This window comes from Heyndrickxia sp. FSL W8-0496 (genome assembly GCF_038007825.1).
GTDB classification, from domain to species: domain Bacteria; phylum Bacillota; class Bacilli; order Bacillales; family Bacillaceae_C; genus Heyndrickxia; species Heyndrickxia oleronia.
Genome location: NZ_JBBOXX010000001.1, coordinates 4142863 through 4155436 on the forward strand (window position 1 = coordinate 4142863; position 12574 = coordinate 4155436).

The following is a 12574-nucleotide window of genomic DNA, read 5'->3' on the forward strand; positions in this document are numbered from 1 at the left end:
CATAAATTTAAAGGAGGTTGAGTCATCTATGTGGTGGTTATATGTATTATTGGGAATACTAATTGTACTTCCAATAGTTTTCTTTTCAAATAGTTCTAATACTAAAAAGAGAATGGACAAAGACCTTGAAAAAAACCCTTATGACCAAAGAAATAACCTACCTCCACCAGGGGCAGGACCGTTTTAAATTAGAAAATAACTAATGGCCGTTTTATTTAATTCCTCCGTTACTTTTAGTAATTCCTTCATTAAACCAAATCCGATAGAATATCAATCATCAAACCAAGCCTCCTGCCCACTACGGACAAGAGGCTTGGTTTTTAGTTCAATTCTAACATTTATACATTTTTACCGATAAATCTATTTTGTTTTTGTGACATAACTAGAAAGATGCCGGTCACGAGCATAATCATGAGTGCGATAAATTGCGAGGTTGAAAGCACACCCACTTGACCTCGAATAATATCTCCTCTGAAAAACTCAATGACAAATCTTCCAGTGCTGTAAAGAATTAAATAGATGCAGGAAACGAGTCCGGGTTTTTTCGTTCTTTTCGCCAAATAAAGCAAAAGGATGCAGAGAGCAAAGCTAAACACACTCTCCATGATTTGAGTGGGTATTAATTTAACATCATTCGGAGCAATGTCAGAGTGGTGAAAGGTCATTCCCAGAAAGCTGTGTGTTTCTTCACCATAACAACAGCCTGCGAGCAAACAGCCGATTCTTCCAAACCCCTGTGCTAATGCAATGGAAGGTACAAAAAGGTCCAGGTGCTGTAGGAATTTAATATTTTTCATTTTGCAATACACTAAACCAGCCAAAATACCGCCAATAATTCCTCCGTATACAACAAATCCTTCCCCAAAGTTCAGAAGGATGCTAGGATGACTAATAATATTTGGAAATTGAGTAATCCAATACAACAGTTTTGCTCCAATGAATCCACCAACTAGTCCCCACACGGTTAGTGAAAAAATATGCGATAATTCAAATGGACGGTTTGTGGCTCGATGAACAAGGAGTCGGTATGCAAAAAATATACCAAGCGCAATCATTAATCCATACCCATAAATAGTTACTGGCCCAATTTTAAGAAGCTCATTGTACATGTCCTCTCCTCCTAAAAAATTATTTTTTGGTTCAAGTTTTTAGAAATTATTTGTTTTCTGTTACATAAACCTAATTTATCTCTTTATTTCCTATTAACCATATACAATTTTACACTTAATTTATCAGAATAAAAAAACTACTTTCAGAAACATAGTATAGTAATGGCTTGTTTTTATCAAACTTTATCTCTAATCTACAAAATCCCCACCGCTTTATATGCATATAACCATATTTAGCAATGACAACAAATACCACTCTTCAACACTACTGCACTTTTAGTCAAAAAAAAAGAGCTATTGACCCTCAATAGTTCTTCATCTCATCCTCCTTTTCACTTAACTACAATCTTCTTTGTTATGTTTCCATTCAACACGCAGATGCCGAAACATTCAAAGTAATGATTTGGTTCCAATGACAACTGTTGCATCCAGTTCTTCTTCCTTTACTACTTTTGTTGTTAATCCAACACTAGTAAAAATTTCATAAGCATAAGGTGCTTGCATTTCACTGGTCTCTATCAATAGGTTCCCTCCCTGTTCAAGCCAATAGGGAGCTTCTTCCACCACTCTTCGTAAGATAGTCAAGCCATCATCTCCCCCGTTTAAAGCAATATTGGGTTCATGAACACGAGCCTCAGATGGTAGCCGTTCTATTGCTTTTGTGGGAACGTATGGAACATTAGCAACCAAAATATTTATTCGACCTCTTAGCACTTCTGGTAATGCATTAAACAAGTCACCTTTAAGAACATTTCCACCGAATTTTGATACGTTTCTCTTTGCACATTGGGTTGCAATGGAATCGATGTCAGAACTATATAAAGTAATTTCTTTAAGAGCAGCTGCCAGAGCTGCACCTATAGCCCCTGATCCACAGCAAAGATCAACGATCATATCACCTACACAAGCCAATTTTTCAGCTTGATGAACAAGAAATTCAGTACGACGCCGAGGAATAAAAACTCCCTGTTCCACTTCTATTCGTAAACCACAGAACATTGCCCATCCAACGACATATTCAAGAGGTATTCCCTTAGTGCACATCTCTACCTTTTTTAAAAGGTCCGGTAAAGATTGTGCCTCTGAAATAAGCAGTTGAGTCTCCTCTTCTGCAAAAACACAACCCGCACTCCGTAGCTTGTCGACAATAGATTCTAAGATTTGATCATCCACTATTATATTTTGCTTTTCCCCTATGCCTCTCACCCTTTTTCTTCTTAATTACTCATTAAATACGCTAAAAATGATGAATATCCTTCTTTCTTAGCAGCACTAAGATACTAAAAAAGTTTTTTCATTCGATAGCCCCTCTCATAGTGTTTATTTTTTCCAAAACGAAGTATATACTATCACGAGGGAAGATTCCGATATTTTTATATTTAAGGAGATTGATTTCGATGACTGGATATTTTGGAAATTCAAGTATGTCCAATAAAAATTCTAATGTTTATAAAGAAAAGCTCCGGATTTTATCAAAAAACTTTAAATTAACACCTGAACAACTATCAAGGTTATTTAATATCCCTATAAGTAAAATAAATAATGTAAAAGACGAGGAAATGACAAATAATGAAAAGGAAAAAATAGAATACATTTCCGCTATGTTGAATTATGGTCTTCCAGGTATGGAAGCAAACGAAAGAGTACAAATATTGTTAGATACATTAATTGAAGAGTTCCACTTATCTATTAGCAATATAGCTAAAATGATAAATGTAGAGGAGGATGAGCTTTTAACTTTTAAAGAAAATGGATCAATAAAAAAGGAAATAGAATTAAAAATATGCGTTAATCTAGTCATGCTTAATTTTATACTAAATCAAAAATAAGCATTCGCTTTATAAATGCTCATTTATTTTTAATTAGGCAAAGAATCCCTTTTTATCTTTTTCTTCTTCAGTGATGGCTAATACTAATAAGGGATGTATAACAAAATTTACTCTATTGTCTAACTTTATTTTCTTTATCAAAAAATTTGTTAGGGTCTGTATAAATTTATTAACTGAAAAAATAACACCTTATATCCAATACTTTAAATACATTCCTACTTAAAATCCGATATTAAACGGTATAATATCTTTTTACTTTCTGCATCCTTTTGGCGATGTGGTCGACCAATTTGTTCATATACTTCTTTTTCTTCCAAAAGCTGTTTTGGGTTTAAGATATTTGCCGATATTCCATGCAACATGAAACTTTGGGTTAGCAGGGAATCTTTTCGCCAAATCCATTCTGGCAACCCGTTCATTATAAGATTCCCATCAACGGATTGGGTGATATAACAATATGTAACTTCCACATTCCCCTTTTTGAAATCAGACTGCCTATTTTGAAATTCCTTTTTAACAGGAATTTGCTCATAGCCTACTTTTACAAGTTCTTTTTCTAATCGTTCTCTATTCTGTATCCAAGTGACTAAATCAATATCATCATGTGACCGAGTAATTTTGCCTAGCAGAAAATCAATAGCCCACCCGCCACGTAACCAGAATTCTATTTCAAGTGCTTCAGAAATTTTACTCATCTCACCCAATACTTTTAATTGTGACTCTGTTTGTTCATCTAAAACTTCATTTTTCATGAGACGCCTCCTATTCGACAAAGAGTTCCTGATTGTTAGAATTACTTACATTGTCCACATATAAAAAAGAAACTTTACCCTCTGTCCATTGAAGGTAAATTCTTCATCGCTTGTTTCTATAAACTTAAAACCGTTTTTCTCCAATACTTTTTGAGACGCTACATTAATATCCGTTGTCTTTGCTAATAATTTTTTTATACCTTTCGTATCTATAGATTCTAATAATAGCTTTAATGCTATACTAGCGACCCCTTTTCCACTACACTCTTCTGCCACTCTATAGCCTATGTGACCTAATTGCTTTACTTTATCAATATCTACTAAGTTCATTCTCCCGAGAATTGAGCCTTTCTTATTCTTGATTAAATAAAAATACGATAACCCTAAAGCTTGTTCATCCAGTAATTCTTTATGTCTTATTTTAAAATTCTCAAAGTTATAGTAATCCTCCCCTCGACTCGGTACCATTTTTTCAAAAAAACCACGGTTATCAAGTTCAAATTCATATAATTTCTTAGCATCTTCATCTTTTAATTTCTCAATTGTAATATCCACAATAACTCACCACCGCTTTAAATGTTTACTCCTACAAAATATCTATTTTCTATTTTTATTTGAAATTAATAGAAACAAATGATAATAAATATTTGATGCGATAAAGCCGTATATTGAATATAAAAAAACTTCCATATGATATATATTATTATTTCGAATAAGTAATATAAGAAAAATAAACCCAACGAATATACCCAATAATGAATATAATCCGAGTCCAACAAAATATCTTGTCCAGACTGACTTGCAATTAGATTTCTCAATTAGCTTATCAATAAAAATTGAAAGTGGTAGTCCTACAAATGAATAAACAGGTCCAGCATAAATCATAACTAAAATTAACGTTTCAAAAAAACCAAAATAATAAACATTAGGTTCCCGTTGAGAACTGGGAACATATGAAATCCCAGAAAATATTGTTGAGAATAAAATCACAGATAGGGTTACTGTAATAAACCTATTCAACTTTTCACCATTTTTTTAGTTGCTACCTTTCCATTAAATTCTTTCGATCCATTCTTAGGAATACTTAATATAGTCCAATCTTTATCCTTTATTTGCTTCCCAATGTAAAGAATTTGTCCCAAATGATAACTAATATGAACCAATTCAGTTTGAATTGCTTGAAGAACACTTAAAGGCTGTTTCCTAAGGGTAACCGTTTTATTTAAATCCTCTGGTTTAAGATTTTCTATTGTATTAAAAAGTAATTTCCATCCTTCTTCCCAACTTTTCATTAGACATTCTTTCGTTTCATTTTTATCTACAAATTCTAAATCTCTATTTCTATAAGGTTTTTCCCCATCAGAGGTCAAAAAATCTACCCATCTAGAGTGCATATTCCCACTTAAATGCTTAATGATGATTGCAATACTATTGGACTCTTCACTCGGCTTCCAGTGTAATTCATCTTCAGATAATTGATGTATCCCCTTTTCTGCCCGTTCTTTAAAGTGTTTTAATTGCCCAATTATAATAGATAGGTATTCTTTTTCAAAGCTGCTCAAATACATCCCTCCTTTTTTTCTCGATGTGCTGCAAACACATAATGAAATAACCTAATCCGTTAGCTTAATATCTTCAACAAAAAAAGCATTAATCCTTCTTCGATAAACGTCCCCATTACTTTATGTTTTTTTCACAAGCTCATTGCACTTCAAGAAGTTTAATCATTTAAATCATATGTATCTATGGGTTCAATTAATGGGCTGCATTTAAAAATGTTATCTCATTCTTCTATAAGTGGGTAAGAATATTGACTAGATTCCCGAATGGATCCCTTACATAAAAGCGCCGAACTCCCCATGGCTCATCAACTGGCCCGTACTCAATTGGAATCTCCGCTTCTATTACGCGAGTTAATGCATGGTCAAGATCATCAACTTCGATGGACAAGTCGGGAACTGGTGTCCCGGAGCCTCCTTCTGAAAGAAAGCTAATTTGAATGTCCATTTTCTCATGTGATCCATACGTTGCAATAAACCCCATATCCATCAGTTGATCAAGCCCAAGCAATTCCCCGTAAAAGTACTTTGCTTTAGAGATGTCCTTCGTCTCAACATTATAAACAATTCGTTTGACCTTCATCTATACACTCCCCTATCGTTTTGATGCCCAATTTTAATTCCACCATCTAGCCGTTTGTTAAATAACTCCAGCTTTGAACTCAAGCCCTTATTAGCTTAAAGCATGTTTATCTCTGTTAATCCAATTTTCTCTTGTTAATTTCATATTGATAGAGTCAATCCATTTTCCATCAAACTCTAGATCATTTTCATCAATACTATCTATTTCAAAACCAACCTTTTCATAAACATATTTGGCTCTTGGGTTGAAGTCAAAAACGCTTAAAGTTAGTTGATTAAGTGAAGTATTTTTAAATACATAATCAATTACGAGCTTAGTTGCTTCCGTTCCTAATCCTCGATTTCTTCCCCTTGGACCAATAAGTATCCTAAAGTTCATGCTATGACTATTTTCATCGTATAGATTGACCACTACCTCTCCCACTAAAATGTCCTGTGATTGGTCAACAATAGCTAGATCCAAGCGATCAGTTTGTTCATTTCTTGTTGTATACCATTCGAGAATTGATTCCCTATCAAAATCCGAACGGCTTCCTGTCAGTTTTAATACCTCGGGATCTTTTAAGCATTCCTCTATAAAAGGAAAGTCTTCATCCTTAAAAGGTCGGAGCACAACTTTCTCCCCTTCTATTCGTGGTTTATGACTTAAATCCACCATTTCACTCACACTCCCTTATTTCAGGTTAACATTTCCCCGCATTAGTCTGTTGTTAACTAACCACCTGTTAGATGAATAACTTCAACAAAAATAGTGCGAATCCTTCTTGTACTATCATTCTCCTTTAGTTCAAACAGAAAAAAGCATCCTTGCTATGTAGTCATATCTCTAAAAGATGCCCTCTTACTAAAGAAGCGTCCCAATATGAATAATCCGGTTACTGTTTATTCAGTCATTAAACTTTCTTTTGAATTTGAAATATACCGATATGTCTCTTCCCCTACTTTTTTATTCTCAAAAGCAACCGCATTTACGAATATACCCTCAAGTTGGAATTCAGTTGCTTTTATTGGCTTATTGGCACTAAATAAATAGTAAGAACCATCACTTATGTATGAGTTATTAAATTTTATAAACATCGGAGAAGAAACTGATTTTATAAATGTATTAGTTTCATTGTTTTGCAAGGCACCTACGGAAAACTTAATTACATTGTAAGGAATAATATTTATCCCTTTCTGTACTTCTGTTAGTGGATTGCTTTGAAGATTTAATACATACTGATACTCTTTTTTATTGCTGTTGTAATATTCTTGGATGTTATAGCTTATATTGTTTATTGCTGGATTTGGAAGTAATTCACTAGATTTAGTATAAGAAATCGTTTTTTCCTTAAAGGTATCTAAGTTCTTAACTTTTATGGTTGACACCGACTCCTTACTCACTTGTTGGTCTGTTTTTTTTATTTCACACCCTGTGGAAACTAAAACAATTAAAACTACTAGAAACAGAGCTGCAATTTTTCGAAACGCTAAAATCATTGGGATCTCCTTTTCAAACTTTTTTTATTGTTCAGCTAATTTACTTAAGACCGCTTATTTGAATATAAACTATTTCAATGCCCCATATAAAAATACCTGCTTATTTTGTGTAGCCTTATTGTTGAATAAAAACTAATTAAATTTGTTCAACTAAATTGCCCCTTTCGTCCAATAAAAAAAGAGCTGCGGATCTCTATCTGGATCTTCAACTCTTGCCCCCCATACTTGAAGTACAACATTTCTTAAACTGATTATTTAAGTGACGATGTCCCAATATTATTTTTTATAAGTTTATAAAAACAGCTCACCTAATCACCAATCATATTGATAAATTTTATTAAGGATGTAGGTACATACTTATCTTTTCGATAAATGAATACTGTTTTTACTTTTCCATATGAATTCGGAATTGAATGTTTTCTGAGGATTCCATCTTGTACATGCTTTGAAACAACGCTTTGTGGAAGCATACTTATGCCTAGTCCAGCTGCTACACAGCCAATTATTGCATCTAAAGTGCCAAATTCCATTATTTTATTAGGAATTACTTTTTCTTGCTGTAACCATTGTTCAAGTTTTTCTCGATATGAACATCCAGCATGAAATACAAGCAAGGTCCTTGTTTGTATATCTTTAAAGGAAGAAATAGGAGGATGGATGGTATCTGTAATAATCACCAATTCCTCATCAATTAAGTCCTTTTCATTCAACTCGGGGTGCTCAATAGGTCCAGCCACAAATGCCCCATCAAGTTCATACTGCAAAACTCCTTGGATATTTTGTTCAGTAGAGCCCGTTTTTAACATTAAATCAACATCTGGAAAGTCTTTGTGATACTTTGCAAGCAGGTTTGGTAAACGAACTGCAGCAGTTGTTTCCATCGACCCAATCATTAACGGCCCTTTTGGTGTTTGGTCATCGCTCATTACACTTTTTGTTTCTTCTATAAGGTCAAATATTTTTTCCGAGTATGTTAATAGTATGCTCCCCTTGGCTGTTAAAGCAGTTCCACGATTATGTCTATAAAATAAGGTAGTTTGAAGATCCGATTCCAACTGCTGTATTTTCATCGTGATATTAGATTGTGCGTATTGAAGTTTTCTTGCTGCCTGTGAAATACTCCCTAACTTTGCCACTGCTTGAAAAATTTCTAATGTATGCAAATCCAAAATAATCTCTCCCAATTTTGAAAGTTAGCTATCAATAAAAATGATACCAAATATCATTTTTATGTATTATACCAAATAACAAAAAAGCTATATGATTTAAATATCTTACATTGTTAAATGGGGGTAATCTTTGTAAAAAGAGACATTCTAAAAAGCTTATTCAATTTGAAGGGAGATACACAACATGCCATTATTACGCTTTGATTTGATAGAAGGTAGAAGTGAAGAAGCGCTAAAAAAATTATTGGATTCGGCTCATCATGCGATGGTTGAAGCTTTCCAAGTACCTGAAAGTGACCGTTATCAAATCGTTCATCAACACCCGCAGCATGAACTCATAATTGAGGATACAGGATTAGGATTTAAAAGAAGCAAAGACCTTGTAATTATTAGTATTGTTAGTAAAAAAAGAACCGTTAAACAAAAAGAAGCCTTATACTCACTTCTAGCCCAAAAGCTTGAATCTGAATGTGACATCTCACCACAAGATTTGATTGTTTCTATAACAGAGAACAATGATTCCGACTGGAGTTTTGGACTAGGTGAAGCACAATTTCTAACAGGCTCATTATAGAGTAAAAAGAATGACGAGGTGCAAAATTATGTTAAACAATAAAATGACAGAACTATTGAAAGTTAAATATCCAATTATACAAGCTCCAATGGCTGGTGGAATAACTACTTCTGCATTAGTCGCTGAGGTTTCAAATACGGGAGGTCTAGGAATGATTGGAGCTGGGTATTTGACCCCAGTTCAAACGCGAGAACAAATTAAGGAAGTAAAGCAGCTAACATCAAACCCTTTTGGTATTAATTTATTTGTTCCTAATGAATTTAAAGTGACAGAGAATGAAATTAAATCAGCAAACCAGTTCTTAAACCCCATTCGTCAGAAATTGAATTTGGAACAAAAGGAGAACATGGAAATCCCTAATTATAAAGATGTTTATGAAACATTTATAGAACAAATTAAGGTCGTAATTGAAGAGAAGATCCCTATTTGTTCCTTTACATTTGGCATTCCTTCAATTGAAATCATGGCTGAATTAAAACAGGCAAATATTATTCTAATTGGAACTGCTACAACCGTTAGAGAAGCCGTTGAAAATGAAAAAGCAGGCATGGATATTGTTGTTGCTCAAGGTAGTGAAGCTGGTGGACATCGAGGGAGCTTTATGAATGAGTCACAAGAAAGTTTGATTGGTTTAATGTCATTAATTCCTCAAGTTGTCGATGATGTAAACATTCCTGTTGTTGCTGCTGGAGGAATTATGGATGGGAGAGGATTAATGGCTTCAATTTGTTTAGGAGCAATGGGCGTACAAATGGGGACGGCCTTTTTGACTTGTATCGAAAGTGGAGCAAATAAGGTTTATAAAGAAGCGATTCTTAATGCTAAAGAGGAGCAAACTGTTTTAACTCGTTCATTTTCTGGTAAATGGGCAAGAGGAATTAAAAATAAATTTATTCTAGAAATGCAGAAGCATGAAGCACTCTTACCAGATTTCCCAGCTCAAAATACATTAACCCAGGATATTAGAAAGACTTCAAGCGCACAAAAAAATCAAGATTTCATGTCACTTTGGTCTGGTCAAACTCCAAGATTAGCCAAGAATCAAAACGTCAAATCATTAATTACAAACATTATGGCAGAAGCAAAAAAATTAAGTTATATGGAAGCAAAATAAAGTCTAATGTATACAAAACCTAGCCACAAAAGCTAGGTTTTTCTCACAATGGCCCTTTTGCTTAAGTATGTTTAATCACAAACTATCGGATATTAACTTTTTTTATCCATTAGGATAAAAAAAGGATGTCTATGATAGTCATATTCGTTTACGAACAAAATGAAACCAGATTAGTTGTATTATAAGAATAAACACAAATGCAACGCCTAAAATTATAAATGTAACAATTCTTATTTCAGGAGTTTGAACAGCCCCTGCTCCATCTACTTGTCTTGTTCCTATAATAATAGCAAGTATAGAGAAAATTACTAACCAAAAACATTTGCAGCACACCAGAGCTTCATCCGCTTCTCATCCTTCCACCATATCTAAATAATATATATAGTAATACGGAAAAATGAGATATTAGTTCCATAATTTGTTTATATCTTATTACACTAACCAGCTCCTTTGGTCGAATAAGAAAAAAAGAGCTAAAAAAAAAGCCTTTCTCATTAGAGAGTGGCTCACAAAAGAAAACAAAGTATTCGACAGATTAAATTATCTAATTTACTCTGAATGAAGAAATCGTATTATTTTCCCCATTTACAACAATTTCCATATAGTTACACACACTAGCAAAAGCTCTAACAGCTATCCTATCTTTAAATGACTCATCCAATGTCTATCCACTTGATAGGATTGACATAAACCCGTTCTCTTTTATGAAAGAGCGTAAAAAAAATCCCACATACCCAAAATATCCGGTTCAAAAGATTTTTCTATTTTATCTAGGTTTACATTATTTTCCTTGGCTTTAAATGTTCACTTTAGCCAACTTGAATTACCACCTGAATATATGTCATTAACAATTTGATTAATACGACAATTTTTGATTAGATTTAAAAAAATATTTTTCGAACTTTCTTTTACATTTTGAACTCTAATAAACATCTTATGATCAATTGCTATTTTCTTTAATTCGCTAAAATGGGGTGCAATTTCTTCTAAAACCAATTTTTTAATAACATAATCAAATACAGGTATATCATTCATTCCATTTGAATCAACTAATATAAAGGGTGCCATAATATATTGGGCAAGTGAAGAAGGTTGGTCACTTGTCTCCTTTGTCTCAAATTTCTCTGAAGACATTTTAGGAGGGGGAATGTCTATATTATTAATTTGATTTATTTGCAGATCATCTTCTTTAATTAGTTCTTCAAAAGCTTCACCCTTTTAGAATTATTTTTGATTTGAGTCAATATTTCGGACAACAATATGTTAAGTTTTAAATCAACCTTCCAAACTTTTATACAGGATAACCGTCGGAGGCTTGACATGGAGCCTCTGCGAGCACAGTTTCCTAGCCAGAAAGCCAGTTAACTAAGTAATGCTTGCTAGCAGCCATACAGGCTATCATGCTCGCCTCTCCATGTAAAGCCTGTGGTTTATTTTGAGTTTGCATTATCCCACGCTCACCATAATTTCGTTTTCTAACTCTTGTGGAGTCTTGTATCCGATGCTTCCATGTATTCTTTTCTGTTATACCAGCCTTCAATCTATTTGAATAAAGCTATTTTTGCAGAATCAAAATCTAGGTACTTTGCATGATTCACTTCTTCTTTTTTTAGAATGGGATGGAACGACTCAATACAGGCATTATCATATGGAGAACCCTTATGACTAAAGGAGTATGTCATTTTATAGGTTTGTATTTTTTTCGCAAAATCATCGCTAGTATATTGTGAACCTAGGTCTGAATGGAAGACTACGCCATCACTTGGATTCTGTTAATCAGAAGCATTTTCTAGTGCCTTAGTAATCAAATCAGTTGTCATCGTCCGTGAAAAAGAGTAACCAACAATTTTTTTAGTGTGTATATCCATGACAGAAGCTAGATAGCACCATCCATCTTTTAATGTATTAATGTACGTAATATCTCCGATTCATTTTTCATTGACAGTAGTAGTTTTAAAGTCTCTTTTCAGAACATTTTCTCGCTCTAATATTCTCTCTTTGCTTGGAGTTGGTCTGAACTTTTTAACTACAATTGACCAGATATTGGCTTCTCTCATTAATCGCTGGACACGTTTTAAACTCACATTAAAGCCTTTCTTACTAAGAATATTGTGGATTTTAGGAGCTCCATAACATTGTTTACTTTCTACATGGATTTCTTTAATTTGTTTGGTTAACTCATTATTTTCTCTTTCACGCTCTAGTTTTTGAGAAGTTTGATAATAGGTACTTCTCGGGACATCAAGGACATCACATAATCTTTGAATGGAATACTGATCTTTAATCTCTTTGATAATATCTGTTAGCTCATTGAAATTTACTTTTTCGCGAATATGGCCATAGCCTTTTTTAAAATTTCATTATCTTCTTGAAGGCGAAGCTTTTTTAATTTCCTCCTTTTTTTGTT

At 33.6% G+C, this 12574-nt stretch carries 15 protein-coding genes and 1 pseudogene; 4 read left to right on the forward strand and 12 right to left on the reverse strand.

Features of this window, described 5'->3' with window-relative positions; all coding sequences use genetic code 11:
* The first annotated feature begins 28 nt into the window (after positions 1–28).
* Positions 29–187, forward strand: a complete 159-nt coding sequence (locus NST63_RS20950) for a hypothetical protein (RefSeq protein ID WP_161809564.1) — start codon at positions 29–31, stop codon at positions 185–187.
* A gap of 151 nt (positions 188–338) precedes the next feature.
* Here the strand turns inward: NST63_RS20950 and NST63_RS20955 are convergent, their stop codons facing one another.
* Together NST63_RS20955 and NST63_RS20960 are read right to left on the reverse strand one after the other, a co-directional pair.
* Positions 339–1109, reverse strand: coding sequence for a prolipoprotein diacylglyceryl transferase (locus tag NST63_RS20955; RefSeq protein ID WP_216386047.1), 771 nt, complete (start codon positions 1107–1109; stop codon positions 339–341).
* 390 nt (positions 1110–1499) lie between these two features.
* Positions 1500–2282, reverse strand: a complete 783-nt coding sequence (locus tag NST63_RS20960) for a putative protein N(5)-glutamine methyltransferase (RefSeq protein ID WP_436580670.1) — start codon at positions 2280–2282, stop codon at positions 1500–1502.
* A 224-nt stretch (positions 2283–2506) separates the two neighbouring features.
* Here NST63_RS20960 and NST63_RS20965 point away from each other — a divergent pair, with 224 nt between their 5' ends.
* Positions 2507–2938 carry an HTH domain-containing protein gene (locus tag NST63_RS20965; RefSeq protein ID WP_058006219.1) on the forward strand — a complete coding sequence of 144 codons (432 nt, stop codon included), beginning with the start codon at positions 2507–2509 and terminating at the stop codon, positions 2936–2938.
* A gap of 215 nt (positions 2939–3153) precedes the next feature.
* Here NST63_RS20965 and NST63_RS20970 read toward each other — a convergent pair whose 3' ends face one another.
* The 7 genes from NST63_RS20970 to NST63_RS21000 form a co-directional block, all read right to left on the reverse strand.
* Entirely contained in the window at positions 3154–3690 is a 537-nt protein-coding gene (locus tag NST63_RS20970; RefSeq protein WP_341043635.1) for a nucleotidyltransferase domain-containing protein, read from the reverse strand.
* Positions 3691–3735: 45 nt separating this feature from the next.
* Entirely contained in the window at positions 3736–4245 is a 510-nt protein-coding gene (locus NST63_RS20975; protein WP_341043636.1) for a GNAT family N-acetyltransferase, read from the reverse strand.
* Between the two features lie 461 nt (positions 4246–4706).
* Positions 4707–5252, reverse strand: coding sequence for a DUF1572 family protein (locus NST63_RS20980; protein WP_341043637.1), 546 nt, complete (start codon positions 5250–5252; stop codon positions 4707–4709).
* Positions 5253–5481: 229 nt separating this feature from the next.
* Positions 5482–5832, reverse strand: a complete 351-nt coding sequence (locus NST63_RS20985) for a VOC family protein (protein WP_341043638.1) — start codon at positions 5830–5832, stop codon at positions 5482–5484.
* A 90-nt stretch (positions 5833–5922) separates the two neighbouring features.
* Complete coding sequence (locus NST63_RS20990) at positions 5923–6489, reverse strand: GNAT family N-acetyltransferase (protein ID WP_341043639.1); 567 nt, start codon at positions 6487–6489, stop codon at positions 5923–5925.
* 224 nt (positions 6490–6713) lie between these two features.
* Positions 6714–7310: a hypothetical protein gene (locus NST63_RS20995; RefSeq protein ID WP_341043640.1), complete on the reverse strand. Its 597-nt coding sequence runs from the start codon at positions 7308–7310 to the stop codon at positions 6714–6716.
* Between the two features lie 308 nt (positions 7311–7618).
* On the reverse strand, positions 7619–8479 hold the full coding sequence (locus tag NST63_RS21000) for a LysR family transcriptional regulator (protein WP_341043641.1): 861 nt from the start codon (positions 8477–8479) through the stop codon (positions 7619–7621).
* Between the two features lie 184 nt (positions 8480–8663).
* Between NST63_RS21000 and NST63_RS21005 the strand changes: the two genes are divergently transcribed.
* Positions 8664–9053 (forward strand): tautomerase family protein, encoded by a 390-nt coding sequence (locus NST63_RS21005; protein ID WP_058006229.1) that lies wholly within the window; start codon positions 8664–8666, stop codon positions 9051–9053.
* A gap of 28 nt (positions 9054–9081) precedes the next feature.
* A complete protein-coding gene (locus NST63_RS21010) occupies positions 9082–10167 on the forward strand; it encodes an NAD(P)H-dependent flavin oxidoreductase (RefSeq protein ID WP_341043642.1) in 1086 nt (361 codons plus the stop codon).
* A gap of 138 nt (positions 10168–10305) precedes the next feature.
* Here the strand turns inward: NST63_RS21010 and NST63_RS21015 are convergent, their stop codons facing one another.
* The 3 genes and pseudogenes from NST63_RS21015 to NST63_RS27830 all read right to left on the reverse strand — a co-directional run.
* Entirely contained in the window at positions 10306–10500 is a 195-nt protein-coding gene (locus NST63_RS21015; protein ID WP_373312648.1) for a DUF3923 family protein, read from the reverse strand.
* 471 nt (positions 10501–10971) lie between these two features.
* Positions 10972–11301, reverse strand: coding sequence for a hypothetical protein (locus NST63_RS21020; RefSeq protein ID WP_341043643.1), 330 nt, complete (start codon positions 11299–11301; stop codon positions 10972–10974).
* A gap of 312 nt (positions 11302–11613) precedes the next feature.
* Positions 11614–12568: pseudogene (locus NST63_RS27830) on the reverse strand (IS3 family transposase); the annotation flags it as partial.
* Positions 12569–12574 lie beyond the last annotated feature (6 nt).

Coding starts and splice junctions, on each gene's coding strand:
- NST63_RS20950 (WP_161809564.1), top strand. CDS start 29: ATGTGGTGGTTATATGTATTATTGGGAATACTAATTGTACTTCCAATA.
- NST63_RS20955 (WP_216386047.1), bottom strand. CDS start 1,109: ATGTACAATGAGCTTCTTAAAATTGGGCCAGTAACTATTTATGGGTAT.
- NST63_RS20965 (WP_058006219.1), top strand. CDS start 2,507: ATGACTGGATATTTTGGAAATTCAAGTATGTCCAATAAAAATTCTAAT.
- NST63_RS20970 (WP_341043635.1), bottom strand. CDS start 3,690: ATGAAAAATGAAGTTTTAGATGAACAAACAGAGTCACAATTAAAAGTA.
- NST63_RS20985 (WP_341043638.1), bottom strand. CDS start 5,832: ATGAAGGTCAAACGAATTGTTTATAATGTTGAGACGAAGGACATCTCT.
- NST63_RS20990 (WP_341043639.1), bottom strand. CDS start 6,489: ATGGTGGATTTAAGTCATAAACCACGAATAGAAGGGGAGAAAGTTGTG.
- NST63_RS20995 (WP_341043640.1), bottom strand. CDS start 7,310: ATGATTTTAGCGTTTCGAAAAATTGCAGCTCTGTTTCTAGTAGTTTTA.
- NST63_RS21005 (WP_058006229.1), top strand. CDS start 8,664: ATGCCATTATTACGCTTTGATTTGATAGAAGGTAGAAGTGAAGAAGCG.
- NST63_RS21010 (WP_341043642.1), top strand. CDS start 9,082: ATGTTAAACAATAAAATGACAGAACTATTGAAAGTTAAATATCCAATT.
- NST63_RS21020 (WP_341043643.1), bottom strand. CDS start 11,301: ATGTCTTCAGAGAAATTTGAGACAAAGGAGACAAGTGACCAACCTTCT.